This window comes from Campylobacter coli LMG 9860 (assembly GCF_000254135.1).
GTDB classification, from domain to species: domain Bacteria; phylum Campylobacterota; class Campylobacteria; order Campylobacterales; family Campylobacteraceae; genus Campylobacter_D; species Campylobacter_D coli.
The window spans coordinates 1-2,212 of sequence record NZ_AINS01000083.1 but is presented as its reverse complement, the minus strand read 5'-3'; the positions used below and the strand labels follow the sequence as shown (position 1 = coordinate 2,212).

Here is a 2,212-nt window from a genome sequence, read left to right as displayed (position 1 = left end):
TTTTGCTAAGTATTTTACTAAGCAAAGTTGTTCACAAGTTTTAGATAAGTTTTATTATCTAAATTGTTATGATTATAATTATAAAGGCACTAAAGCTGTAGCTTATAAATTAGAAGCGGAAAATTTAAAAGGCGAACAAATCAAAAAACGCCCACGCTTTGAAGATGATACAAATATACCTAAAAAATACCGCACCACATGGAGTGATTATAAAAACAGCGGTTATGATAGAGGGCACACTCTTTCTAATGCTTCAATGAGAAAAACAACTCAAGCCCAAAGAAGCACTTTTTTAATGAGTAATATTACTCCGCAAAATCCACAAATTAATCAAAAAGTATGGAATAAGATTGAAAAAAGAGAAAGACAAGCAGCTTTGAAGCTTGGAAGTTTAGAAGTTTTAAATTTAGTTAATTATGATAACAATCCACAAAGAATAAGAAATCAAATTGCCATTCCAAGCTCTTACACTAAGATTTTAAAAGGCGAGAATTTTAAAGAATGTTATCAAGTGCCAAATCATAAAGTAGAAAATGAGAATATAAAAAATTATAAGGTTAATTGTGATATTTTAACCGGAAGTTGACAATCTTAAACGATTTTTTAGTTTAAGTATATTATGCTTTTATAAATTTTAGAAAGGAGTATAAGATGAAAAAAATAGAAAATATAATTATTTATATCATAAATTACTTTCAAACGAACTATGCTCCAGCTGATCTTGGAAAAGTAAAATTAAATAAAATTTTATGGTTTGCAGACAGAGCCTTTATGTATAAAAATTACGCATCTCTAACTCAAACATCTTATATAAAAAATCCACAAGGACCGGTAGTTAAAAAATTAGAAAACATTTTAACTAGTTTAGAAAAAAATGAGTTTATCAAAAGCATAAAAGTAAATAAAGGCGAATATCAACAACAATCTTTCTTGTGTTTAAAAGAGCCTAATTTAGATGATTTTACTGCAAAAGAAATAAGTATTTTAGACGAAACTATCAATAAATTCGCCTTAAAAACAGCAAAAGAGCTTTCAGAAATGTCTCATGATGAATGCTGGGAAAAAACAAAAAACGGCGATACTATGCCTATTGAAAGCGTATTTTTACAAGATATTATACCAGCTACGAAAGAAGATATAAATGGCTTGCATTGAAAATGCTTATGATTTATGTAAGCATTTTAATATAAGTGAAGATTGTGAAATAAAAATTCACAATTTTTTTAATACTCATAAGGATAATTTTTTAAAACCCTGTACTGGTATTTTTTACGGGATAAAACAACAAAATAAAATAATATTAGAACGTGAAAACGAATATCCTCCAGGGATTTTTTGTGTAAAGACGAATTATTTGAAAATTGTTTATAAAAAAGAAAATCTTGAAATAATTAATATAGACTGGATAAATTCATAAATCTTAACCTCTCAATACCCCATAAACCTTTTATATCCATCGCAACCAAGTTGATAACCGCCATCACAAGCTAAACCATAATATTTTTTTGCTTGTTTAAAATTTATCCTTACACCTTTTCCATTCTCATAAAGTCCACCAACAGCCCAACAACTCGCGCTATCTTTATACTTATCGCATAAAAGTTTTAAATTTAAAAAAGCTCGTCTTATGGTATCTGGTTCTAATAAAAATGCAGTATTTTTTTTACAGGCGCAAGGCATGTCTATTGCATCAGATTGTAATTTATCATTATAGTACAAAGGACACGCATAAGCCCGATTAATTTCAAAATCACTCATCTCTTTTAGTAGTTTTAGCCCCTCTATAGTTTTTGTATCATTGGTTTCACTCAAAACAAAATCTATCAATTCTGACGCTTTTTTCCAACTATCTAAAGCTATCAAGCGATTAATTTCTTTATACTTTTTATCTTTGTCTATATCAAGAGTTAAACCAACATAAGTCATTATTGTAATCAAATTAAATATATTGCTCTCAATTTTAAAATTTCCATCTATAGCAAAATTATTATAAATATACAAACAAGCTTCTTTATTCTTTTTATCATAGCAATCACTAAAAGATTTTTTGTATAGTTTTTCTTCTGAATAACCTAAATTTTTATTTTCATACGCATTTGTATATTTATTTATATATATAGACATTTCGATTTCTTTTTCTTTGCATACATCAATCCCAAAGGCGTAAATATATATAAATAAAGAGTGTATTTAATATAAAAATATATTTAAT

Annotated in this window: 4 protein-coding genes; 3 read left to right on the top strand and 1 reads right to left on the bottom strand. The window is 27.1% G+C overall.

Features of this window, described 5'->3' with window-relative positions:
- The 3 genes from CCO88_RS08790 to CCO88_RS08780 form a co-directional block, all read left to right on the top strand.
- A partial coding sequence (locus tag CCO88_RS08790; protein ID WP_002840263.1) for a DNA/RNA non-specific endonuclease occupies positions 1-586 on the top strand: 586 nt, incomplete at its 5' end.
- Positions 587-651: 65 nt separating this feature from the next.
- Entirely contained in the window at positions 652-1,155 is a 504-nt protein-coding gene (locus CCO88_RS08785; RefSeq protein WP_002840261.1) for a Panacea domain-containing protein, read from the top strand.
- Positions 1,142-1,417 carry a hypothetical protein gene (locus tag CCO88_RS08780; RefSeq protein ID WP_002840259.1) on the top strand — a complete coding sequence of 92 codons (276 nt, stop codon included), beginning with the start codon at positions 1,142-1,144 and terminating at the stop codon, positions 1,415-1,417. Before CCO88_RS08785 ends, CCO88_RS08780 begins: the two co-directional genes overlap by 14 nt.
- Before the next feature lie 11 nt (positions 1,418-1,428).
- Here the strand turns inward: CCO88_RS08780 and CCO88_RS08775 are convergent, their stop codons facing one another.
- Positions 1,429-2,124, bottom strand: a complete 696-nt coding sequence (locus CCO88_RS08775) for an SEL1-like repeat protein (RefSeq protein WP_002840257.1) — start codon at positions 2,122-2,124, stop codon at positions 1,429-1,431.
- Between the last annotated feature and the right edge of the window lie 88 nt (positions 2,125-2,212).

Coding starts and splice junctions, on each gene's coding strand:
- CCO88_RS08785 (WP_002840261.1), top strand. CDS start 652: ATGAAAAAAATAGAAAATATAATTATTTATATCATAAATTACTTTCAA.
- CCO88_RS08780 (WP_002840259.1), top strand. CDS start 1,142: ATGGCTTGCATTGAAAATGCTTATGATTTATGTAAGCATTTTAATATA.
- CCO88_RS08775 (WP_002840257.1), bottom strand. CDS start 2,124: ATGTCTATATATATAAATAAATATACAAATGCGTATGAAAATAAAAAT.